Genomic DNA, 25,506 nt, shown 5'->3' with positions numbered 1-25,506 from the left:
TTTAAACATTACAATTTATTACAAGGCGTATTTTATTTTGTAAGTGGTTGTTTTTTAGTAAGTTGAAAATTTAAAAAAATAGCTTTTTATTTTTATTTTTTTAAGAGATAAAAATAATGAGAAGAAAATTTTAATCAGGGGATGACAAAAAACACCATTTATGGCCTGTCTAAAACATATTTTTTTGTCTTTTTAAATCAATAATTTTTGAGATACAGAGTCAATTCTAAACCTATAATTTTTTTTATAATTTATAGAATTAGCTGTGTTTTTTTAGAATCAGATAAATACAAAAGAAAGGTTTAAAGATTCATCATCCAGATTGTAAGATCGTCCTCTGAAGAAATCATATTGAACTTTTTTCGTAATCGAGATTTTCGGGTTTCAATAGCTCCTACTGACAAATTTAGATTTTGTGCTATTTCTTTTGTTATAAATCCTAAACGAATCATAGCACAAAATAATAGATCGTTATAATTAAGCGGAACAATGGCTTTTTGATTTAATTTGTCATAAAAGTCGGGTTCTAATTCCTGAAATTTAGTATTAAAAGAAGGGTCTTTATCAACTGCTAATTGCCATACTTCCTGTAAAGTAACTTTGTTAGAATCTGCTAAACGCTCTAATTCTAATTCTTTCTCATAAAGTAGTTTGGCTTTATTTTTTTTAGCTGCTTTTGTGTTTTTTAATTTCTTAATAAGAAAGTACACTACAATACCTGAAAGTAATAGTACACAACTTAGGATAACGTTAAAAATTAGTCGGGAAGACTTAACGTTGTCGTCATGTTTTTTTTCTATATTTTTAACAGAAACTTCTAAGGCATCTTTTTCTGATTTATTGATCTCTCTGTTTATTATTGTAAATTTTTCCTGATACGCTCTTGATTTCTGATCATCACCCAGAATAGCATAAATAGTTGATAATTTAGAATAAGCATTACTTAAAATATATATTTGATGCGCTGTTTTTGCTTTGTCTAATATGGATTCATAGTAATAAATTGCGGAGTTATAGTCTCTTTTTCCTAAATGAATATCTCCTAAATTTTTATAAGCATTTAGTTTAAGGACGGTAGTATCTTTTTTATCGAGTAATTTAAGGGCTCTCTGAACATAATAGGCTGCAGAATCATATTGCTTAATCTGAATAAAACAAGTGCTTATATTTAAATTAATTTGTGCTATAGATCTTTTCTTCCCTTCCTGATGAGTTGTTCTTTGCTGAAATTCAGAAATACATTTTCTGTAATAATAAAATATAGAATCGTTAGTCTCATCTTGTTTGCTTATAGTCATTGCAATAGAATTATAAATGTTTGCTTTGAAACTGTGTTTATAATCTTTATTTTCTATTTTATCAGCTAATCTCAGGCTTCTGTTAAACTCTTTTCTTGCTCTTTGATAAAGACCTGTTCTGCTCAAGCAATCTCCTTTTAAACGGATAATACCAATAAATAGGGTACTATCTTGTATTTTAGGCATTTCTTTCTCTGCAAGGGTAATATATTCTAGTGCTGTTTTAAAATCTCCTAAAAAACCATAATTAGAAATAATGAGTTCGTAACCAAGAATGATTCCATGAGGATATTTTATTTTTTCAGAATGTTTTATAATATCCAAAGCCAGTGGTTTTGTTTTGCCATTCATATCGTATATATATTTTTCGCATACTACGATTAAACTATCGATCTGTCCCTTAGTATAGGTTTGAGAAAGAGCAATAGTATTGCAGAATAGAAAAATAATAATTGCCACCGTTTTTTTCATTTTATTATAGTTTGTCTAAATATAAAATTATCTATTATTTACAGTATCGATTACTTTATGGTTTGTTTTTTTATGTACAGCAAATTTTTTTTGGAGTTTTCCCGAAAGTGTATTGATATCATCCAGATAAGAGCTGGTATCAATGGAATTAAAAATAAAAATAACACAGCTCATATAAAACGCATTACTATAAAAGACACTGGTTTTTATAAATAATAAAAAGAAGAATGCTCCAACAAATAAAAATGAATAGACTAAAATAAAGTAATAGTTTTACTAAATTAATATTTATTCCTCTTTTTTCCAAAGTAAGAACTCTCCATTATCGGTGCAGGAGATTGATTCGATGAAATTCTCAAAATTGAAATTTTCATATTCTGAAACGATGGCATAAACCGTTTCGAATCCCTTTGTTCTCTGAGGAATTAAACAGCCCGTATTTTTATCGATTAATGCCAACCAAACATCTGGTGCAAAAGGACCATTATCTGTATTTATTAATTTTATGGACTCAATATCTTTCCATAAAATGGTTTCAGTTTCTCTATCAGGATGTTCCACTTTTATAGATTCATCTGTTATTGGTATGATATATTCCTCTTCAGGATTTTTAGATATCGATTTTCCACATAGTCTGTCAAGTATTCCCATAGATTAGATTTGAAGGTCTGTTTATATTCAAATGTGGTTGGTTTTGTGTAAAGCTTCTTGCAATAACAGCATTATTTTAATCTAGTCCTTTTGCTTTTTGAAAGTATAACGATTGAATTATTCAATGGTATTACATCTAAAAAATACTTTAAACAAATGAGGCTGTCCGAAAAGTAATTTTCAGATAGCCTCTTTGTTGTTTTTTTTAAATTTTAGAAGACATGATAGATAATTGCTCCAGCGGAGCATCCTATTTATAGCAAATTTAAATGGGTTTAGGAAAAAGCTACAGCGTAGCGATATTTTGGTTTTTTCTTTAGATTGTTATAGGTATTGTTCCAATTGATTGTCGTTCAGGAGTGTTGGTTGTGTGGTTAATGAAACACCACCCTGATGGGGTTCTTTTGATTATAAATAAAATTGCTATAAATGTAACGTCCCGCTGGACTTTCTTTATCAATAATATTATTTCAACAAATAAAAGAGGTTGTCTAAAATTACTTTCAGACAACCTCTTGTGAAAAAAATGATGCTAATAACGAATTGATTTATTCTTTTTTTATGGGAGTATTAATAGTCATTGGGTTAACAGTAACACGCATTTTTTTGCGGCTACCGATTACAATATTACAAAAATCGACTTCAGGCGTATTCTCAAAATCATATTTTGTTATTGTACCTTCTCCGGGTACTCCCATACTCCCAGAAGTCTTATGTCCTATATACCCAAATTTACCCAGTCGTTTATCTATAATAGGGGTAACATGGCCTCCCATCTCCACTGCAATAATATTATGAAATCCTGGGGTTATTCCATCTGGTATTCTTGGTAAAAGTATCGAGCCACTAGAAGGAGCTCCTAAACGGGAACTACCATTTTCTCCCCACAAGTAGGGCACGCCATTCTCATCAATTGCACCAGCTGCACCAACAGTATTATCATGAAGAGTTGCTGTAATAAATTTAATGTTTTCCAGATAACCAGTACCAGTACCAGTACCAGTACCAGTACCTGCCCCAGTTCCAGAAGGGCTTTTTACTGTATTCCAAGTAGTCGAAATTGCTGTCGAATTAATACCTAAAATCCCATTATTCCCTCCTCCTAAAGAGTAAACTCTTTTATCTTCTCCCAAAACAAAATAAGTAGCACTTCCGCCATTATAAGTCAGTGCAGTCATTTTAACCTTGGTTATTGAGGAAGGAAGTGTCATTTGAGTTGGAACAGACAATATCTTATATGCTGAAGCATCTCCTAAATAAACATTTGCACCCCAAGTATATAATTTTCCTGAATTTGTTAATGCCAGTGCCTGACCGAAGCTATTGATTTTAACAGAAACAACTTGATTAATTGCCGCTTTATGCCATGTATTATCTATAACAGTGCTTCCATCCCCATATACAGAAGGATGAACAGTGCTATAATTTCCAGCTGCAATATAGACCTCTCCCCATTTGGTTAACAGCACCAAATTGGTATAACTGGCACTCATATTCTTAATGTTTTCTGGAGTAACACCAGCTGGCAGCTGAATTTTTGAAAATCCAGTATTAGTAGTCCATCCTGTGGGGATAGCCATGTTTTTTGTAGGCCCCCATACATACAATCCTTTTGTTGATAATATAAAATATTGAGAAAAGTCATATCCTCCAGTTACCCCCGCTAACGCTGCCAATCTGATTTCTCCTTCGTAAGTGAAACCATTTCCTGGAGTCATAGGAGTAGGGGTTGTAAGATTACCACTACCAGAAGGATGTGTTGCCTGCCCAAATATGGAGTAACCGTCTTTAGTGGTTACTATAGTAGAATGGAAAATAGATTGTGCTAAATTGGTGTCGCTATTGAGGTCTTCTAAATCAGTGCAATGGGAATCTTCGTCCAAAGGAATTCCTTCTCCTGAACATACATTTTTAGTAATATCCAGCCAATACATATTAGGAGGAAGCGTATATCCCTGTGCTGAGGTAACCATTCCAAACTGATTTACAGTAACCGGACTGTTGCCTAATATTCCATCTTTATCATCATCTAAGAAACCAACTTCCAAAACATCATTACACGTATCTCCATCTGCATTCAAATCCTGATGATTCGGGATTCCATCTCCATCCAAATCTTCTCCTTCACATATTGCTTTCGGATATAAAGACGGTATATAATTCTCAACTACTCCCGTAATTTCTCTAATAATTCGGATAGTGGTAGTAGTTCCTGCTGTACCCAATAAGCGATATACCCGATACGACCCCTGATTTTTCGCAACTGAGATAGTAACTGGATTAGTTGTATTCAGCTGGCTGTCGGCTGTTAAATCTGTCCAACTTAATCCATCGTTGGATCCCTGTAAAATTCCTTTGGATCCATTATTAAAAATAGGATTATCAAGAGTTAACGAAATAGAAGCATATTCGATACCCAAAGCTAAGGTAGTACTCAGTCTGAAAATCTCCTGATTGGCTATAGGCGTTGCAGCAGGAATCGTAATGCCATCTGTACTGGTTACTCCGTCTATCAATTCTTTCGGAGTTCCAGCGGTATATGCTAAAGTGGTACTAACCTCAAGGAATTCTCTTTTGTCTCCGGTTTCAAAAACATTTTTGGCTGTAAAACATTCAGGGGATTCGATGTAATCATAAATACCATCGTTATCATCATCTAAATCAAATATATTCCAGACGCCATCTCCATCGGTATCTTCTGTAATGGTATTGTCTTTCAGTTTATAATACAATAACGGACTAATATAGCCATGATCCTGAACAGCTCCATATGAATCTACTATAACAGGACTATTTCCTAAAAAACCATCCGCATCAGGATCCAAAAAGCCCGCTTCGAGTACATCAGACGCACCATCTCCGTCAGCATCCAAATCCTGATGATTTGGGATTCCGTCTCCATCGATATCTTCTCCTTCACAAGTTGCTTTTGGATATAAAGAAGGCATATAGTTCCCAACTACTCCCGTAATTTCTCTAATAATCCGAACAGTTGTTGTGGTTTTACCAGCTGTACCCAACAGTCGATAATGTCTGAAGGCTCCATGATTCTTGGTAACCAAAATAGTAACGGGATAATAGGTCCCCAATTGATTATCATCCGTTAAATTTACCCAATTCAATCCATCATTAGAACCCTGTAAAATTCCTTTCGAACCACTGATAAAAATAGAATAATCAAGATATAATGTAAGAGAAGTATATTCGATCCCAGCTGTCAATTTAGTGGTCAGTCTGAAAATCTCCTGATTGGTTATAGGTGTTGACCCAGGAATTCTAATACCTGTTGCATCGGTTAATATCCCGTCTATTAAGCCTTCTGGAACCCCTTTGGTATAAGGTAAAGTAGTAGTCACCTCCAATTGTGCTCTTCGGTCTCCAGTTTCATATACTTTTTTATCCAGATCAAAACAATCCGGTGATTCAATATGATCGTAGATACCATCATTATCATCATCTACATCAAATAGATCCCAAACACCATCTCCATCGGTGTCTTTTGTAGCATCAATGGTCGCAATTTTATAATATTCATACGGGATGCTGTACCCTAACGCAGAAGTAACAGCTCCGAAGCGGTCTACTGTAACGGGACTATTTCCTAATAATCCATCTTTATCTGGATCCGAAAAACCCGCTTCGAGCACATCAGTTGCAGCATCTCCGTCAGCATCTAAATCCTGATGATTCGGGATTCCGTCTCCATCGATATCCTCTCCTACACATATAGCTTTCGGATATAAAGACGGCATATAATGATCTGCTATTCCTGTAATTTCCCTAAAAGATTGTTGGTAATTATACGTAGTTCCTGTTATACCCCACAAACGATAATGTCTGTATACATCCTGTTTATCCGCATCAACTTTAAAAGTTAACGAAGAAACCGATCCGGGTTTAAGATTGGGGGTTAAATTAATCCAGTTCTCTCCATCTTTTGAGCCTTGTAAAACCACTTCTGCAGCAGTGGTAAACGTAGAAGTAGAAGAAGATAGTATCAAAGAAGCATATTCGATACCAGCAGCTAACTTCGTTGTGAGTCTGAATATCTCCTGATTGGCTATAGAGGTCAATCCAGGAATCGTTATTCCACCTGAATTGGTTACCACCCCGTCTACCAACTCTTCTGGCGTCCCTCCAGAGTATGGTAAAGTAGTACTAAACGCCAATTGCTCTCTTCGGTCTCCCGTTTCATATGCTTTTTTATCCAGTTCAAAACAACCTGATGATTCAATATGATCGTAGATGCCATCATTATCATCATCTACATCAAATAGATCCCAAACACCATCACCATCAGTATCTTTTGTGGCATCAATGGCGGCTATCTTATAATATTCATAGGGTATGCTGTACCCAGAGGCAGCAATAACGGCTCCATACGAATCTACTGTAACTGGGCTATTTCCTAATTTTCCATCTTTATCCGGATCCGAAAAACCAGCTTCGAGTACATCGGCTATACCATCCCCATCAGCATCTAAATCCTGATGATTGGGTTGTCCATCCCCATCGATATCTTCTCCTTCACATACATCTTTAGGATATAAAGACGGCATATAATTCCCAACTATTCCAGTAATTTCCATAAAAGATTGTAAGTAATAATACGTAGTTCCTGTTATACCCCACAAACGATAATGTCTATATAAATCCTGTTTACCTGCATCAACGTTAAAAGTAAACGAATTGACCGATCCGGGTTTAAGATTGGGGGTTAAATTAATCCAGTTCTTTCCATCTTTTGAGCCTTGTAAAACTACTTCTGCAGCAGTGGTAAACATAGAAGTAGAAGAAGATAGTATCAAAGAAGTATATTCGATACCAGTAGCTAACTTCGTTGTTAGCCTGAATATCTCCTGATTGGCTATAGCTGTTAAAACAGGAATTGTAATTCCACCTGTATTGGTTACCCCGTCTACCAACTCTTCTGGTGTTCCTGTAGAATACGGTAAAGTAGTACTAACTGCCAATTGATCTCTCCGATCTCCGGTTTCATGTATTTTTTTATCCAGATAAAAACAACCAGGCGATTCGATATGATCGTAAATACCGTCATTATCATCATCGATATCCAAAGCATCAATAACGGTATCGCAATCAAAATCACCTGGACAGCCTGTCTTCTGGCCATATACAACAGCGGTAAAATTCATTAACAAAAAGAAAAGAATAAAAGAAAATAGTTTTCTTCCTTTCTGCTTTTTGCTATGTATTATATAAAAATTAATCTGATTCATAGTTTCATATTATTTTACAACAAGAACAATGTTCATAAAATCACTGCTGTCACTGTTAGTCTGTGCGTCTTTTTTACTTTGTAGGTGAGGATACCTTCTGGACTGACTTTTACGTCTTCAAAAACAATAGCACTATATGCAGTTACATAATAGTATAGATCCTGTGCGGCGCCAAAAAAGGGAATTTGTGAAGGCGCGCCATCACTCTTTACTACCGGATTAGAAAATTGTTTTTTATACAGTTCAAATAAATCATATCTGCCGTTTGTAATCGTAATATCTAATGCTATTGAGGGCATATAAAAGAATTTTACGACATTACCGCTAATACAAATCCAGTTAGCTGCTTCTGGGGTGCCAATATTCTGGCTTAGGCACTGTTTGTCTTTATTGTAAACCAACAAACCGTTAGCCGGATTTTTGACAGATGAGGTAGTATTATCATTTGTTAATCCGGAGATTCTGGGAATTAATACTCCTGAATTCTCACTTTTTACATCTAAAGAGGAACTCGGATCGGGAGTGAAGGTACCTATACCAGTCCCTTTATGCTGGGCAAACAATGGTAAAGACACAAGAAGTGACATAATTATAAATAGTTGGGATAAGTAATTTGTATTCTTCATAATGGTAGTATTTGATTTATTGATTTTATAATATAACAGGACACCTTGCATTATTTTGGTAAAACAGAACCCAATGCAAGACGTCTTTAAATAAAAAAACATGTGTTTTATTTAAATTTTTAGAGATGATGTTAGTGTAATAACTATCAAATTATTTTGATGGGAGTACAGTAAGATGAAAAATATACTTATTCTATAATCTGACTGAATTTGGATGTAACGTAATAATTATGCGTATGATAATTTTTTGCTACAAAGGGGGAGTGCAAAAGTAGTGTGAAATTGTAATTTAGTACTAATTTTAAATATCACAATTTATCACAAAGAATTTTTTTAATCGTAAATAGTTGAAAAACAATAATTTATAATCATTCAGAAAGAGCTTCCTTTTTTGTTTTTTTTATTAAATAAATACAGTGAAAAGAAAATTTTAATTAAGAGAGGGTATAAAAACACTATTTATGGCCTGCTTAAAACCTAATTTTAGGTCTTTTTTAAATCAGGAAATTTTGACAGTCTGAGTCAACTCTAACCGTATAAAATATTTTTTTATGGGTATATTTATAAGACCAGGGGTATTTTTAGAACCAGATAAAATGCAAACGAAGCTTTTATAGGTTCATTATCCAAAGCGTAAGATCCTCCTCTGATGAAACCATGTTAAACTTTTTTCGTAATCGGTATTTTCGGGTTTCTACAGCTCCTACTGTAGAATTTAGATTTTGTGCAATTTCTTTTGTTGTGAATCCTAAACGAATCATAGCACAAAATAGTAAATCATTATAATTGAGCGGCACAATGGCTTTTTGATTTAGTTTGTCATAAAAGTCGGGTTCTAATTCCTGAAATTTAGCATTAAAAGAGGGGGCTTTATCAATTGCTAATTGCAATACTTCCTGTAAAGTAATTCTATTAGAATCGGTTAGGCGTTCTAATTTTTCTTTCTTTTTTTTCAGTAATTCAGTATTTTTTATTCTTTTTATTCTCTCAAATTTATATTTTTTATAAATGAAAAACAATAGAACTGCAATTATTAGAATGATACCTATTAAAAAAGTTTTTATCTTTTGTAATTTTAAAGTACCGTATTCGTAATCTTTCTCTTTTTCTTTAATAACATATTCTACAGACTCATCAACTATTTTGTCATTTAATACTTTAAGACTATCTGTTAGTTCAATATAATTACTAAGTGATTTCTTGTATTCTTGAGTATTACCTATAGCGTTATATACTTTTGATAAGCCAATATAACAATCTTTTAAAAGAGATCTTAATTGGTTTTTTTTTGCCTCGATAATTGCTTCATTATAATAAATAATAGATTGCTTATATTCTTGTTTTATAAAATAGAGTTCTCCTAAAAGTTTAAGTGAATAGGCTTTTCCATAGGTATAGTCTATTTTATTAGCAATTGAAAAACCTTTTTTAAAATAATATTCTGCTGAGTCATTCTGCTTTAAGATAGTAAAATTATGACCTAGTTCTAATGAAGCAATAGATAGTCCATCATTTTTTAGAAAGTTCTCATTTTTCATACTCAAAAATTCCTTATAACTTTTTTTGCTATAATATAGGCTGGAATCTTTTGGTTTGTTATTTTCGGCTACAATTGCAAGTGCCATTAATCTATAAATGAATCCTCTTTTTATGTGTTGTTCATCTAGATCCTTAATAGAATCAGTAATAGCTAATGCTTTAATTAATTCTTTTCTCGCAACAGTATGAAGACCCGCACGAGCGAAACACATTGCTTTTATTCTGAAAATACTAGACAATAAGGAAGGGTCATTAATGATATTTGCCTCAGCTTCAGCTTTTGAAATATAGATCAGAGCTTTTTTAATTTCGTCTAAATTATAATATTCTTTACTGATATAAGCATAAGCAATTATTACCCCTCGTCTATATCCAATTTTTTTTGAAGCTTTTACAATCTCTAGATTTAAAGGAATTATTTTATATGGAATATTTCCCATATAACTATAAGAAAGTTTTAACAAGCTATCTATCTGCTTCTTATTGTAGTTTTGAGCAAAAATAATAGTGTTGAAAAAGGAAAATATAAATAAAACAATTAAAATAGTTTTTTTCATTTTATCAAAATTTGTCTATTGTGCAATAGTATTGATCATTTTCTAGTTCGTTTTTGTATTTACGTACTATAATTTTCGAAAGAGTTTTTGATGTAATCTGAATAAGAATAGGCGTCAATTGTGCTTAAAATAAGATAACACAGATTGATTTAATACAATAGATTCTCTTTTTTGTAAAAAAATAAAAGAGGGTTACTCTAACAAATAAACAAACAAAAATAAATTAATGCAAAGCGATTTACTTCATATCTAAATTAGTAAATAAATCGGTTAGCTATTATTATTTTAAAGCACATTTTTTTGGGGCAAAAGTAAGTTTTTTGTTCGATTTGTGATAACTGAAGTATTATTATTTGAAAGAAATAGATTTCTTTTTGAGGATTCTTGTAGTGAAAACCTATGTTTCTATGTATTAGATAGGAAATAATCACCTGAGTAAAAAGAAGAGTAATTAGATTCAAGGGCTAAATAAATTAGTATGTAAATGACCCTTGAATTTATAAGAAGAAATATGTTTTCTAAAAGTAGTATTCCAAGATTGTAAGCAATTTTAGTTTTACGCAAAACAATCCCAAACTTGTCATTTTACTATTCTCATTTTACATCTTACCCTTTATAGGCTAATTGCTTTCTCATTTCAATATTAAAATTGAATTGTTCTTCAACTGGAATTTCCTTACGGCTATTCTTGTTTATGTCTTTGCCTTCTTTACTCCAAAGAAACGGAATAAAATTAAAAACGGAATTACCATCTAATCTAGAAACTTCTGCTTGCCAGTTGTTCCATCTTTGGTTGCGGTAAAATTCATCCAAATCATTATTGAAACAAAAAGATAAAAATTCACTGTATGTTATATCAAGTGGCTCATATTCTAAATTGTCTGGAGAAAAATAATATATGTTCCCCAAATCACTTCCCAGATCACCACCATTTAATATAAAAAATCCACCGAGAGCATCATCAGCAATTAATAATAATCTTGGATTTTCTCCAAACTCTTCAGTGAATTTTCCAACATTCCAATCGGGTAAGGAACGATCGAGTTTTTCACTACCTGAGCCTAGAATTCTAATCCAGCCATTATCAACTAATATTCCCCCTGTGCTGAAAATAATTGCACCCATTGGTGAACGCGTAGAAACCTGAGTTTTATACAATGCTTCTTTTGCTTTAGCATCGTCAACAGTTAGAATTTCTATTTTGTTATTTGCTTCCTTAATCCATTCGGTTACAATTGGCCAACCTGGATCTGTAGTGTTTATTAATTCTTCGACGTCTCTCATTTCACATTTCACATTTCACAGTTTACAGTTTACATTTCACATTTCACATCTTACACTTTTAATACCAATGATTATCTGATAAATCAGGTTCAGCATAATTTATAATCTTGCTTTCTTCTAACTCAATTAATTTTTGTCGGATAGGTTCGTATTTTAAAGCTGCTGGAATTTGTATTACAAAATAGTCATTATTGAATTTTTCAGACTCACAGCCAAGTTCATTAAATACTTCACGTAAATCGTTTATTGGCACATTTTTATCTAAAACAATAACCTGAATTGTAGAATTTCCTGAATGTTCAATAGTCTGTTTGTAGACTAATTTTTGTTCTGTTTCATCAAATTCTGCAAAGACAACATCTTCACAAGAAACGGGTGCATAAAACGGAATATTATCCAATTTATACAATCCATTTTCAGCATTAATTGTTGTTGCCCATAACGTTTCTACAGCCGATTCGTTAAGAATATTACTGAAAAATCTAAAAAGTATTTTGACATATTTGTCTTGTTCTTCTGCCATTTTATTTAAATGCTATTGTTTTATTATAATTTATCGCCCCATTCGCTTGGGTCAAAAGGTTCGAATTCTCTTTCGGAAAAAGCTTCAGTTAAAATTCCAGAATTGCACAACCAATTTATAGTTTCTTCAAGTGTTTTACCTGCTTTGTATATCATTTCACTATTTCTTGGTAAAATGAAATACTCGTTTTTGTAGAGAATAATTTCGTCACCGTCAAATGTATCTCCAATTCTTACTGAGTCTAAAACCTGCTCTTTTGTTAGAACAGTTGCTCCCTCATCCCAAAACCAATATTCGTTAATTCTTTTTTTCCATGCATCAACAGTGAGTACAATCGTTTCAGGAAGATAGATTCTTACGTAGGTTCCGCCTAGAATGCCGCTTCCGTACGTTACAACATATTCCTTATAATTGTTGTCAAAAGTGATGTTTAAAGTTTGTTCGCAAGCCTGAATGTCTTCATCATCAGCAAGAAACAAGTCGGTTCTGTGGGTGTTGTAATTCGGAATTACTTTATAGTTATCGAAGTTCATGCGTTCTGAGTTTTTAGTAGCTAAGATATGGCTTTTTTTATTGTTGAGAATACTCTTTTTCTACAGAAAAGCCGTAATCACAACTTTGCGATTACGGCTTTTATCAGATATTAGGAGGTGAATTATACCAATTTTGCAGCGACAAGATATTCTGCAATTTGGATTGTATTTGTTGCAGCACCTTTTCTTAAGTTATCAGCAACAATCCACATGTTTAAAGTGTTTGGCTGGCTTTCGTCACGACGAATACGACCTACAAAAACATCATTTTTACCTTCAGCATAAAGAGGCATTGGGTAAGTAAATGTGTCAAGGTTATCCTGAACAACAATACCATCCGTATGATGTAAAATTTCACGTACTTCATTTACATCAAAATCATTTGTAAACTCAACATTTACAGCTTCGCTATGTCCACCAACAACAGGAACACGAACTGCAGTTGCAGTTACAGCAATAGTATTGTCACCAAGAATTTTTTGAGTTTCACGAACTAGTTTCATTTCTTCTTTGGTGTATCCATTTTCTTCAAAGCTATCGCAATGAGGGATAGCATTTCTGTGAATAGGATATTTATAAACCATTTCGCCTTTTACTCCAGCGTATTCATTTTCAAGTTGCTTTACAGCTTTTACACCAGTTCCAGTGATAGATTGGTAAGTAGAAACAACAATTCTTTTGATATCGTATTTTTTGTGCAACGGCGCCAATGTTAAAACCATTTGAATAGTTGAACAGTTTGGGTTTGCTATAATTTTATCTTCTTTGGTTAATGAAGAAGCATTGATTTCAGGAACGATCAATTTTTTTGTAGGATCCATTCTCCAAGCTGATGAGTTATCGATAACGGTAGTTCCTGCAGCAGCAAATTTTGGAGCCCACTCTAATGAAGTTTCACCACCAGCTGAGAAAATAGCAATATCAGCTTTCAAATCAACAGCAGTTTGTAATCCAACAACCGTATAATTAGTTCCTTTATATTCGATTTGTTTACCAACTGATTTCTCAGATGCAACCAAAATTAATTCTGTAACAGGGAAATTTCTTTCTGCCAACACTTTTAGCATTACTTCGCCAACCATACCGGTAGCGCCTACAATCGCTATTCTCATTTTTATATTTTTTATTGTGAATGTTTGTTATTTGAAGTGCAAAAATAGGTATAATGAAGTTGAAAACAAGCGGGTTCACAAAAAATAACAAAATGTTGTATTTGTAACAAAAAAGAAAACCGTTCCCATTTTGAACGGTTTAGTTATCTATATGACCTGCTATGATGTTTTTACGCAAATTTGCCCAATTCGACTCTCCTTCCCAATAATAACATTCAGACATTCTATAATTGTCAAGATTTAATTTGTGGAATTCATTTGCACTGTTATAAGCATCGACGCCAATTTTTCGCAGTATTAAATTTATCTCCCCTTCGTCAATTTTAAGAGCATTTTTATATAGTTCACCGTAAAATTCGAAACTTAGATAAGTAATTATATATTCTTCGAGTTCAATTTCTTTGGCTAAAAAATGAATTAATTCATCACCAAACCGTAAATTCTCATTGCCGGAATAATAATCTAAATTTAGTTTTAAACTCCAACGGAAAAGATGATCTTCGTCTAAAAAAATTATAGCAAAATCGTCTTCAAATGCAACTGCTAATCCATAAAATTTTATCTTATCAATATTAATTGGCATACGCCCAATCAAAGCACTTGTGTCGTGTCCCATTGTGTTTCTTAATTTATTTTCTTTATAAAAAAACCGTTCAGATTTTGAACGGTTTAGATAGACAATAGTGTAGCGGATTATTTCTTTAATAAATCTCTAATTTGAGTCAATAATTCTTCTTGTGTCGGTCCAGCTGGAGCAGGTGGAGGGACAACTTCTTTTTTCTTAGCATGGTTTATTCCTTTGATGATTATAAACAATACAAAAGCAACAATTAAAAAGTTAATTACTGCCGAAATAAACAAACCGTATTTTACACCTCCAAAAGCGGTTAGTTCTTCGATTGTAGATAAATGCGCAGCATCTAATGCAGGTTTTAATAACAACGGAGTAATTACGTCTTCGATAAAAGAGCTTACAATTTTACCAAAAGCTCCACCAATTATGACACCGACAGCTAAATCGACCACGTTGCCCTTCATTGCAAATTCCTTAAATTCAGATAACATTCCCATATTTGATATTGTTTTAGTTTAAAATTTTTTCTTACTCGAAAATAAGTAATATTTCGCATATTTTAATTAAATATCGACTAAAATATTATTGACGGAAAAACACACGCTTCACACGTTGCGAAATACTAGTTAAGATTTCATACGGAATTGTTCGTAATTCCCGTGCCATTTCGACTACAGTTGGGCTTTCGCCAAAGATCACCACATCGTCACCTTCTTTACAATCAATGGCACTTACATCTACCATGAGCATATCCATACAGATGTTTCCAACAATACGTGCTTTTTGCCCTTTTATAGTTACAAAACCCACTCCGTTACCCCAAAGTCTGGCAATTCCGTCGGCATAACCAATGGGAATTGTAGCGATTCGAGTTTCTTTTTCGGCCATAAAGCGACGTCCATATCCCACACTGTCATCAGCAGGAATAGTTCTTACTTGTGAAATAATCGATTTTAATGTGCTTACATTTTCTAAATATTTTTGTTCAGCAGGATCATTAGAAACTCCGTATAAACCAATTCCTAAACGAACCATATTGTATTGTGCCTGCGGGAAATTACTAATTCCAGAAGTATTCAAAATATGACGAATTGGATTAATATCTAATGCTTCTATTAATTTAGAAGACAATTTTTCGAATAAGTCAATTTGAGAAAGAACAAAATCAAAGTGCTTTTCTTCATCACTTGTAGCCAAATGCGATAAAACACTTTTTACTTCAACAGTTGTATTTCCTTTTAGAGTAGTGATTAATTCATCGAGCGTATTGGCTTCAAAACCCAATCGGTGCATTCCTGTATCTAATTTTATATGAATCGGGAAATGATGTAGTTTTTTTTCGTTAGCAATTTTCAAAAAGGATTTCAGCCCTTTTAAACTATAAATTTCGGGTTCTAATTGGTGCTGAATAATGGCAGAAAAACTAGTCGACTCGGGATTAAGTACCATAATCGGGAGTTTTATACCACCGTTTTTAAGTGAAATTCCTTCATCGGCAAAAGCCACACCCAAATAATCTACTTTGTGATGTTCGAGTAATTTGGCGATTTCAAGACCGCCATTACCATAACTATATGCTTTAACCATCACCATCATTTTGGTGGTTGGATTTATTTTAGATTTAAAGAAATTAAGATTATGACCAATAGCATTGAGGTTAATCTCCAGAATTGTTTCATGAGTTTTCTCCTCAAGTAATGCTACAATTTCTTCAAACTGAAACGAACGTGCTCCTTTTATAAGAATGGTTTCATTTTCAAAATCTAACGATTCATAATGCGCAATGAATTCGGCAGTATTGGGAAATGTAATGCAATTGGTGAATTTATCTTTAAACGACGAAATGGTTGAACCAATACCAATAACACGGGTTATTTTATTAGATTCGATAAGTTGAGCCACTTTTGAATATAATTCGTCATTCGTAAATCCGCTCTGAAGAATATCAGATAAAATCACGGTTTTCTTCTTGAATTTATGCTGACTTTCCAGAAAATCTAATGCGATTTTTAGCGATTGAAAATCCGAACTATAACTATCATCGATTATACTGCAGTTGTTGATTCCGTTTTTTACTTCCAAACGCATTTCTACAGGATACAATAAATGCATTCGATTTTCGATTGTAGCCGAATCGTATTTTAAGTACAACAAAACCATCAGACACGAAATAGCATTTTCTATCGAAGCATCGTCTTGAAACGGAATAGTAAATTGGCTTTTTTCGTTCTTATATCTGTACTCAATTAAAGTGCTGTCGTTATGAGTCTCTTTTGTAGAAATTAAAACAGCAGCATGTTTATCCGTAAAACTCCAAGAAAACAGCTTTCTGGAATCCAACATATATTCGGCTGCAAATTGTGTTAGACAAGAATGAACGACCTCAGTTTTTTGATAAATAATTACGGGAGTTTCTTTAAATAAAAGTAGTTTTTCATCTATCTTTTGTACAAGATTTAAAAAACCTTCATCGTGTGCCGAACCTATATTGGTAAGAAGTCCGATAGTCGGTTTGATAATTTTTTCTAGTTTATCCATTTCAGAAACCGTCGAAATTCCAGCTTCAAAAATACCTAGATTGTGTTTTTCGTTAATTGCAATAACAGACAACGGAACGCCAACCTGAGAGTTGTAGCTTTTTGGACTTCTTATAATATTATGGTCAGGACTCAATAAGAAATTAAGCCATTCCTTAACTATCGTTTTGCCGTTACTTCCGGTCAATCCGATAATAGGAAAATCAAAAAGACTTCGATAGTAAGCAGCTACTGTCTGTAAAGCCGTTAGTGAATTTTCGACAACTATATAATTAGCTCTTTGTGTATAATTTTCAGGAATATGTGTTACCACAAAATTATGAACGCCTTTTTCGATTAGATCCGGAATATAGTCATGCGCATTATTGTTTGGTCCGCTTAAAGCGAAAAATAAAGTTTTGGGTCCGTTTTGTAAAGAACGGCTATCAATAGAAAGATGGTCGATGTTGATGTCAGGATTGCCACCAAACCATTTAGCATGAAGTATTTGAATTATGTTTTTAAGATTTATAGGCATTGAATTATGAAGTGTTTTATGTTGGATATTTTTTGTAAAATGTTTTTTGTAAAATGTAAAATAGTAGTTGTGATGAATTAGAAAAACATATTATTGTTTGAAACATTAAAGGTAGAAAAGAGTTTTTTAATATTTTCTTAAAAATGCAATTATTCAAATTGTAAAGATTGTCTATAATGGAACGCGGATGACACAGATTCGCCAAGGCGAAAACGCTGATAAAAACGGATTTTTTTCTTTTGTCATTTTTAGAAATCTGTTTTTATCCGCGTCTTTACTTTAGTATCCCGATAGCTATCGGGACCGTGTCATCCGCGTTCTGTTTTTAGTTGCTGTTAAAATTTTGAGCAATTTATAGAAAGTCATATATTTTTTTATATTTGTTCAAGACAATAAAATCAAGCCGTTGAAAAAGATTCTTCCAGCAATTTCTTATTTATTTCATCCATTGTTTATTTCGATGTATGCGAGTATATTTTATCTTTTTTTTAAAGAAGATGCATTTGCCAATGAGGAGAAATTCTTTATACTTTTTCAGATATTAATTATTACGGTTTTGGTTCCAATATTGTTTTTCTTGCTGCTTCGTTCAACAGGAAATGTCGATTCGATTATGATTCATGAAACTTCACAACGTAAGATTCCGTTGGTACTTCATTGTTTTTTAATCATTTTATTGGTTAAGCGTAGTGTCGTGATTATGCGATATCCAGAGTTGCATTTCTTCTTTTTAGGAGCATTGTTTAGTACTATAATTGCACTGGTATTGTCTTTTTTTAAAATAAAAGCCAGTTTGCATATGATAGCCATTAGCGGATTAACGATTTTCGCAATTGGTTTAAGCCGACACCTTCAATTACCATATATGATGTATTGGGTTGCCTTTTTCATATTAATGAATGGTTTTGTAGCATCATCCCGCCTGGAAATGAATGCTCATACCAATAAAGAACTCATTATTGGATTGCTGATTGGGATAATTCCGCAAGTACTATTTTTGGTTTTTTGGTTATAATATATAAAAGATTACACCAATATTCATTGTTCTCATATCGATACTTTCAGTACTCGTTTTTGCTGATTTAAATAAAGGTTTTAAACCATAATAGGCATAAATATTCCAGGTGTTAAATCCTGCTGACATATACACACCGTATTGGAATTTTTCGAAATCACGATTGTTTTTAATGGTTACTTTTTGTTCTGAATCTTTGTAAACAGAACGGTCAAATAAAACATAACTAAATTTTATACCGCCGTATATTCTCCAAAATTTATAGCTCTCAAATGTTGAAGTTCGCCATCTGAATTCAATAGGAAAATCGACTAAGTATTGAGTGAATTTGTTTGAGTTAACATTAGAATAATTTATTACATTATAAATAGGAGCATCACTAGTTCCCGTTATTCCAATATTTTGAAAGTAATTTTTGTAACTCAAACCTAAACCAGCAGCAATTGCAATATTTCGGTTTTTGTTAATAGGCATATCTCTTAGAAAACCAAAGCTTAATCCTGCTGAAAATTTCTTTTGTGATAATCCTTCTGGAGCATTGTTCAATGCATTATAGGTAACCGCAAAATAAAACTGATCTTCTCGGTATAGAGAGTCAATTTTTACTTTTGGAGCTTCAGTAGCAGGAGCCTTTTCTTCCTGAGAAAAAACATTTAGAAAGGATACTAAAAATAAACAACTAAAAAATAATCGCATATTGGATTTTGGTTTTAATGATTGTTCCAAGAGTATAGGGGGATTTTAGTATTATGAAATAAACTATACAAATATAAGATTTTGAAGGTTCAGTTGTGATTTGATTGTGGTTAATTTTTCGCCACTCCCGATAGCTATCGGGATAAAGGATTAAATGGATTTAAAAAAGGTTACCACAAATTGCTCAAATTAACACAAATGTTTTATTGAGAGTAAAATCTACACATTATAGTATTTAAACTCTAAAGACAAACAAGCCACAATATTGCCACCCTGACGTAGGAAGGGTCTCCACGAGTTACTCGACAAAGATTATGGTCCTTCGACTCCGCTCAGGATGACAAGATCGAGGAAAAGCTTTGCGACCTTTGCGATTAATTTTTTCATCACAGATTAAAAAAGGTTACCACAAATTGCTCAAATTAACACAAATGTTTTGTTGAGAGTAAAAACCACACATTATAGTATTTAAACTCTAAAGACAAACAAGCCACAATATTGCCACCCTGGCGTAGGAAGGGGCTCCACGAGTTATTCGACAAAGATTATGGTCCTTCGACTCCGCTCAGGATGACAAGATCGAGGAAAAGCTTTGCGACCTTTGCGATTAATTTTTTCATCACAGATTAAAAAAGGTTACCACAAATTGCTCAAATTAACACAAATGTTTTGTTGAGAGTAAAAACTACACATTATAGTATTTAAACTCTAAAGACAAACAAGCCACAATATTGTCACCCTGACGTAGGAAGGGTCTCCACGGGTTACTCGACAAAGATTATGGTCCTTCGACTCCGCTCAGGATGACAAGATCGAGGAAAAGCTTTGCGACCTTTGCGGTTAATTTTTTCATCACAGATTTAAATTTTTATCAGCTTTTCAACTAATTTTTTTGGTAGATAATAAAAAAACTTTGAACTTTTGCAACTTAGTGCCTCAGAACCTTTTTCCTAAAGTATTCATTTCGCTTACATGTTTTTTATACCTTTGTAGCGCATGAAAAGAAAACAACTCATAATAAGTATTTCTTTGACGATGACGGTATTGTTCTCAATGCTGTTTCAGTCATTCCATAGTTATGAGCATATTGTACAAGAGTTTTCAAAGAAACAATGTCATCACGAGTATAATGTAACAAATACCGAAATAACGCATCAGCACCATAATTTAGATTATTGCTATGTGTGTCATTTTGCGATAAGTAGTTATATAACACCTGAAAGATTTACTTTTCAGTTACCCGTTTTTCATGATGAAATTCCTTATTTCCTCACCTTTTCGGAAACAGCTATTTCATTTTCCGGAAGTTTATATTCCCTTCGAGGCCCTCCTATAGTTTAGATTTTTGGTATCCGATATTTTCGGAATACAACGTATTTACCCAGTTTTGATTTTTATAAAAATCAAACAAAATTTTCGTTTATAGATTCGAATGGTAAAAATGGTTTACCAATTCTGATAGTTATCGGAGTTGTTGAGCGTATTTATACAATTTTTTGAGTTTTTTTTAAATGGAGAAATCATCTAACTATAGTATCATTTACAATGAAAAAAATCATAATAGCCCTAATTTTAGGGTTCTCGGGCTTACTTAATGCCCAAAATACAGTTTCAGGAACCGTAACCGATTTGCAAAATCAACCCGTTCCAGGAGTTTCAGTTTATGTTTCAGAACTACATAAAGGAACTACAACCGACGAAAACGGAAAGTACAGCTTAAATAATCTTCCAAAAGGAGGACTGCGTATCGCATTTACGTTTGTAGGGTATACAACTCAAAATAAAAACATCGAAAAATTATTAAAAGAGAACACCTTGGATATCTTGCTTACGCAAGCAGCCTTTGAAATGGATGAGGTAATTGTGTCAACAGCTTTTAGCAAATTACAATCACAAAACGTAATGAAAGTGGAACATGAAACCATTAAAACATTACAGCAAAAAGGGACTTCTACATTAATAGAAGGATTAGCAACAATACCAGGAGTTTCTCAAATTTCTACAGGAACATCTATTGGTAAACCAGTAATTCGAGGATTAAGCGGAAACCGTGTTTTAGTTTATTCGCAAGGAGTTCGATTAGAGAATCAACAATTTGGAGACGAACATGGACTGGGATTAAATGATTCAGGGGTCGAAAGTGTTGAGGTTATAAAAGGGCCAGCATCTTTATTATATGGTTCAGATGCTTTGGGAGGAGTTTTGTATTTTAATCCAGAAAAATTTGCAGATGCAGGAGATTTTAAGGCAAATTTCAGTCAGAAATATTTCACCAATACACAAGGAAGTAATTCTTCAATTGGGTTAAAAACGTCTACAGAAAACTGGAAGTTTTTAGCACGTGGAAGTTTTAATTCACATTCTGATTATAAAGCAGGAGATAGTGACCGTGTAACAAATACGCGTTATAACGAAACCGATTTTAAAACCGGAATAGGATATAGTAATTCTAGTTTCTCAAGTGTTTTACGTTATAATTACAACAAACTAGATTTAGGAATTTCAGAAGAAGGATTTGGAGAACAAACAACAACAAAAAATACTGAGTTTCCTAGACAAGGAGTTTTTAATCATTTGTTGAGTTTGAATAATGTTTTCTTTTTTCAGAATTCAAAATTAGATGTCGATTTAGGATATATCACAAATGACAGAAGTGAGTTTGAAGATAGTAATGAAGCTGCATTGCACATGAAACTGAAAACATTTAATTATAATGCAAAATATCATTTGCCTAAAATGGGACAAATAGAAACCATTGTTGGAGTTCAGGGAATGCACCAAACCAATGCTAACTCGGGAGAAGAATATTTAATTCCAGATGCAACAACAAATGATTTTGGAGTTTTTGGAACAGCAAACTATGAGTGGAAAAGTAATGTGTTACAAGCAGGATTACGTTTCGATAACCGAAATGTAACTTCGATTGCACACGGAACAGAAGGAGAAGAAGGATATTTTCAGGCATTAGACAGATCGTTTGATAGTTTCAACGCATCGTTGGGGTATAAAACCAATCTGGCAGATAATCTAACAATGCGTTTGAATGTTGCTTCTGGATTTAGAGCACCAAACTTAGCAGAACTAACATCAAATGGAGTACATGAAGGAACAAATCGTTATGAAATTGGAAGTGGCGCTTTAAAAACAGAGCAAAACGTACAAACCGATTTGAATCTGGAATATAAAAACAGCCATTTTGAGTTTTTTGTAAATGGATTTTATAATCATGTAAACAATTATATCTATACTTCGCCAACAGGAGAAATAATCGATAACAATGATGTTTTTGCTTATGTACAGGACAATGCTAAATTGTATGGTGGAGAGGTTGGATTACATTTTCATCCACATCCCTTAGATTGGTTGCATTTTGAAACTAGTTTTGAAACAGTAACTGGTAAAAAGCAAAATGGAGATTACCTGCCATTAATTCCTGCAAACAACTGGAATAACACAATAAGAACAGAGTTTAATATCAAAAACTGGTTCCATGATGGATTTGCAACTTTAAATGTAAGTTCTACTTTTAATCAAGATAATGTAAGCGGTTTTGAAACAGCTTCAAAAGGATATTCATTAGTTAATCTAGGTTTTGGAGGGACAGTGAAATTTGGTAAAACAGCTTTTGATGTAAATATAAACGGAAATAACCTATTTGATAAAAAGTACATCGCGCACTTATCTCGATTAAAAACAGATGGGATTCCTAATATAGGACGCAACATCGTTTTAGGAGTTAACTTCAATTTGTAAGATAATGAATCGTAAATAAGACCACTAAAAGCGCTAACGATGTAGTTGGCGTTTTTATATTAAATTAGATTGAAAAATTAACTATTTTTGCTACAAACCGAAATATTATAACAATGAAAAAAATTAGTATTCTAATGGCTATAACCGCAACAACAGTAGCGTTTGGACAAAGTCAAAAATCAAATTCGATCAAATATCCTGATACCAAAAAGGGAGAAACTATCGATACCTATTTTGATGCTAAAGTAAGTGATCCATATCGTTGGTTAGAAGATGATAAATCTGAAGAAACAGCTGCTTGGGTAAAAGCACAAAATAAAGTTACCTATGCATATTTAGACCAGATTCCTTTTCGTGATGAGTTAAAAAAGCGAATGGAAAAACTATGGAACTATGAAAAAATAGGAGCACCTTATGTAAAAGGAAAATCAACATATTATTCTAAAAATAACGGATTACAAAATCAATCTGTGGTATACAGAAAAGGAGAAAACGGTAAAGATGAGGTTTTCTTAGATCCAAATACATTCTCTAAAGACGGAACCACATCGTTAGGAGGATTGGATTTTACTAAAGACGGAACCATAGCTGCATATTCTATTTCTGAAGGAGGAAGCGATTGGAGAAAAGTAATTATCATTGATGCACAAACTCGTAAAATATTAGAAGATACAATCGTAGATGTAAAGTTTAGTGGTATTTCTTGGAAAGGAAACGAAGGATTCTACTATTCTAGTTACGATAAACCAAAAGGAAGCGAATTGTCTGCAAAAACAGATCAGCATAAATTGTATTTCCATAAGTTAGGAACAGCTCAAAAAGAGGATAAAGTTATTTTTGGATTAGATCAAAAAAGAAGATATGTTGGAGGTTATGTAACCGATGATATGAAATATTTAATTATCACAGCAGCTAATTCTACTTACGGAAACGAGTTGTATATTAAAGATCTAACTAAAGAAAATAGCCCAATTGTTACTATTGTAGATAATTTTAAAAGTGCTAATTCAGTAATTGAAAATGAAGGATCTAAATTGTTTATTCAAACCGATTTAAATGCACCAAACAAGCGTATTGTAACAGTTGATGCAAATAATGCAAAACCAGAAAACTGGAAAAACTTTATCGCAGAAACAGAAAATGTATTGTCTCCATCAACTGGAGGAGGTTATTTCTTTGCACATTATATGAAAGATGCTGTTTCTTCAGTAAAACAATATGATTATACTGGGAAATTAGTTAGAGAGATAAAATTACCAGCAGTAGGAACAGCAGGTGGTTTTGCAGGAGAAAAAGATGATAAAGTAGTGTATTACTCATTTACAAATTACACCACTCCAGGAACTATTTATTCTTTTGATGTTAAGTCTGGAAAATCAGGGATTTATCAGCAGCCTAAAGTTGATTTCAAAAGTGCAGATTACGAATCAAAACAAGTATTCTATACGTCTAAGGATGGAACAAAAGTTCCTATGATAATCACTTATAAAAAAGGATTAAAATTAGACGGTAAAAACCCAACTATTTTATATGGTTACGGAGGGTTTAATGCAAGCTTAACGCCATCATTTGGTATTGCTAATGCAGTTTGGATGGAAAATGGAGGAGTTTACGCAGTTCCAAATCTTCGTGGAGGTGGAGAATACGGTAAAAAATGGCATGATGCAGGAACAAAAATGCAAAAGCAAAATGTATTTGATGATTTCATCGCAGCAGCAGAATACCTTATTGCTCAAAAATATACCTCTTCAGATTTCTTAGCAATTCGCGGTGGTTCAAACGGCGGATTATTAGTAGGAGCAACAATGACACAACGTCCAGAATTAATGAAAGTGGCGTTGCCAGCAGTAGGAGTTATGGATATGTTGCGTTACCATACATTTACAGCAGGAGCAGGATGGGCATACGATTATGGAACGTCTCAGGATAGCAAAGAAATGTTCGAATATATCAAAGGATATTCACCAGTTCACAATGTAAAAAAAGGAGTTCATTACCCAGCAACTATGGTAACTACAGGAGATCATGACGATAGAGTAGTGCCAGCACATAGTTTCAAATTTGCAGCCGAATTACAGGAAAAACAAACAGGAGATAATCCAGTTTTAATCCGTATCGATGTAAAAGCAGGACATGGAGCAGGAAAATCAGTGGCAGCTACAATTCAGGAAAATGTCGATATTCAGGCATTTACATTGTACAATATGGGATTTAAAGCATTACCTAAAAAGTAATTTAAATAATTTTTCAGCCACATATTAAGATTAATTTATTTGAGGCTAATTTAATACTAACACGGATTTCACTAATTAACACTAATTAGAGAGATCCGTGTTTTTTTTGTACAATACAATTAAATCATTTTAATCCTTTAAATCTGTGGCAAGAATTAACCGCAAAGAGCGCAAAGTTTTAAAATCATTTTAATCCTTTAATCTGTGGCAAAATTAACCGCAAAGTTCGCAAAGATTTACACAAAGAGCGCAAAGATTTAGAATCCCTCTAATCCTTTTAAATCTGCGAGAAAAATAATTCGGACTAACTATTTTAAATCCTTTATCCCGATAGCTATCGGGAGTG

General features: G+C 33.1%; 16 protein-coding genes. 3 read left to right on the top strand and 13 right to left on the bottom strand.

Features of this window, described 5'->3' with window-relative positions; genetic code table 11:
• Positions 1–302: 302 nt before the first annotated feature.
• The 12 genes from EAG11_RS16355 to EAG11_RS16300 all read right to left on the bottom strand — a co-directional run bounded on the left by EAG11_RS16355 (position 303) and on the right by EAG11_RS16300 (position 17,462).
• The gene (locus tag EAG11_RS16355) at positions 303–1,769 is read right to left on the bottom strand and encodes a tetratricopeptide repeat protein (RefSeq protein WP_129540094.1); all 1,467 of its coding nucleotides are present in this window, start codon (positions 1,767–1,769) and stop codon (positions 303–305) included.
• A 288-nt stretch (positions 1,770–2,057) separates the two neighbouring features.
• Entirely contained in the window at positions 2,058–2,420 is a 363-nt protein-coding gene (locus EAG11_RS16350; RefSeq protein ID WP_129540093.1) for a hypothetical protein, read from the bottom strand.
• A gap of 548 nt (positions 2,421–2,968) precedes the next feature.
• On the bottom strand, positions 2,969–7,660 hold the full coding sequence (locus EAG11_RS16345; protein WP_129540092.1) for a hypothetical protein: 4,692 nt from the start codon (positions 7,658–7,660) through the stop codon (positions 2,969–2,971).
• A gap of 32 nt (positions 7,661–7,692) precedes the next feature.
• Entirely contained in the window at positions 7,693–8,286 is a 594-nt protein-coding gene (locus EAG11_RS16340) for a hypothetical protein (protein ID WP_129540091.1), read from the bottom strand.
• A 611-nt stretch (positions 8,287–8,897) separates the two neighbouring features.
• Positions 8,898–10,382, bottom strand: coding sequence for a hypothetical protein (locus EAG11_RS16335; RefSeq protein WP_129540090.1), 1,485 nt, complete (start codon positions 10,380–10,382; stop codon positions 8,898–8,900).
• 606 nt (positions 10,383–10,988) lie between these two features.
• A complete protein-coding gene (locus EAG11_RS16330; RefSeq protein WP_129540089.1) occupies positions 10,989–11,666 on the bottom strand; it encodes a DUF2625 domain-containing protein in 678 nt (225 codons plus the stop codon).
• Positions 11,667–11,724: 58 nt separating this feature from the next.
• Positions 11,725–12,189, bottom strand: a complete 465-nt coding sequence (locus EAG11_RS16325) for a DUF4265 domain-containing protein (RefSeq protein WP_129540088.1) — start codon at positions 12,187–12,189, stop codon at positions 11,725–11,727.
• A gap of 23 nt (positions 12,190–12,212) precedes the next feature.
• Positions 12,213–12,722, bottom strand: a complete 510-nt coding sequence (locus EAG11_RS16320; RefSeq protein ID WP_129540087.1) for an SMI1/KNR4 family protein — start codon at positions 12,720–12,722, stop codon at positions 12,213–12,215.
• A 122-nt stretch (positions 12,723–12,844) separates the two neighbouring features.
• Entirely contained in the window at positions 12,845–13,834 is a 990-nt protein-coding gene (locus EAG11_RS16315) for an aspartate-semialdehyde dehydrogenase (protein ID WP_129540086.1), read from the bottom strand.
• Positions 13,835–13,973: 139 nt separating this feature from the next.
• Entirely contained in the window at positions 13,974–14,450 is a 477-nt protein-coding gene (locus EAG11_RS16310; RefSeq protein ID WP_129540085.1) for a hypothetical protein, read from the bottom strand.
• Positions 14,451–14,527: 77 nt separating this feature from the next.
• Positions 14,528–14,905 (bottom strand): large conductance mechanosensitive channel protein MscL, encoded by a 378-nt coding sequence (gene mscL, locus EAG11_RS16305; RefSeq protein ID WP_129540084.1) that lies wholly within the window; start codon positions 14,903–14,905, stop codon positions 14,528–14,530.
• Between the two features lie 85 nt (positions 14,906–14,990).
• Entirely contained in the window at positions 14,991–17,462 is a 2,472-nt protein-coding gene (locus tag EAG11_RS16300; RefSeq protein ID WP_129540083.1) for a bifunctional UDP-N-acetylmuramoyl-tripeptide:D-alanyl-D-alanine ligase/alanine racemase, read from the bottom strand.
• Positions 17,463–17,868: 406 nt separating this feature from the next.
• Between EAG11_RS16300 and EAG11_RS16295 the strand changes: the two genes are divergently transcribed.
• Positions 17,869–18,477 carry a hypothetical protein gene (locus tag EAG11_RS16295; protein ID WP_242499184.1) on the top strand — a complete coding sequence of 203 codons (609 nt, stop codon included), beginning with the start codon at positions 17,869–17,871 and terminating at the stop codon, positions 18,475–18,477.
• Here EAG11_RS16295 and EAG11_RS16290 read toward each other — a convergent pair.
• On the bottom strand, positions 18,472–19,203 hold the full coding sequence (locus EAG11_RS16290; RefSeq protein WP_371414601.1) for a porin family protein: 732 nt from the start codon (positions 19,201–19,203) through the stop codon (positions 18,472–18,474). The genes EAG11_RS16295 and EAG11_RS16290 overlap by 6 nt on opposite strands.
• A 1,515-nt stretch (positions 19,204–20,718) precedes the next feature.
• On the opposite strand from EAG11_RS16290, the gene EAG11_RS16280 reads away from it, so the two are divergent.
• Both EAG11_RS16280 and EAG11_RS16275 read left to right on the top strand, forming a co-directional pair.
• Positions 20,719–22,926: a TonB-dependent receptor gene (locus EAG11_RS16280; RefSeq protein WP_129540081.1), complete on the top strand. Its 2,208-nt coding sequence runs from the start codon at positions 20,719–20,721 to the stop codon at positions 22,924–22,926.
• Between the two features lie 134 nt (positions 22,927–23,060).
• Positions 23,061–25,160, top strand: coding sequence for a prolyl oligopeptidase family protein (locus tag EAG11_RS16275; RefSeq protein WP_371414644.1), 2,100 nt, complete (start codon positions 23,061–23,063; stop codon positions 25,158–25,160).
• Positions 25,161–25,506 lie beyond the last annotated feature (346 nt).

The sequence above is a fragment of the Flavobacterium sp. 140616W15 genome (assembly GCF_003668995.1).
Lineage (GTDB): Bacteria > Bacteroidota > Bacteroidia > Flavobacteriales > Flavobacteriaceae > Flavobacterium.
This window is presented reverse-complemented; position numbering and strand designations above follow the sequence as displayed.